General features: G+C 40.9%; 1 protein-coding gene. It reads right to left on the bottom strand.

Translation table 11 applies throughout. From position 1 onward, the window contains the following. Positions 1-482: hypothetical protein (locus A3735_RS30050; RefSeq protein ID WP_197485576.1), on the bottom strand; the 482-nt coding region annotated here is incomplete at both ends.

Raw genomic sequence — 482 nt, 5'->3', positions numbered from 1 at the left:
TTGGCGAACCAAGTACCAAATAATCACCTGATAGTGAAAGATTATTCGATTCAAGTGAATTTTCATCAAACAGAGCTAGAGGATTAGCAAAGTCGGTAATTTCAAGCTCATCAGCTTCATCTCGAAATATTACGAAATTATAAGTTAAAACCTGTTCTACATTCCGCCGCATTCCTTGGAGCTCTAATACAGCGTTCTGTGTTTCTTCGGTACTTTCGCCCCCGTCATCTAGCAGTACGAGATTTCGTAACCTCTCGTCTAATTCGCACTCAAGCCCTGAATACGGCATCTGTAAGGACGCCGTAACTTCTAACGAAATCTCGTTTTTGCCAGGTTTAAGAGTAATATCGACTAACGAAGTGTTTTCTGAAAGATCAACATCAAACTGCCTCGTGTCATTATTATGAGAATGCTCAACGATTACACCAAATTCGCGAACCTCAATAGCCGCCTGATCAAGCCTTTCAAACTGAAGTGTAGAA

It is taken from the genome of Oleiphilus sp. HI0061 (assembly GCF_001635675.1).
This window is presented reverse-complemented; position numbering and strand designations above follow the sequence as displayed.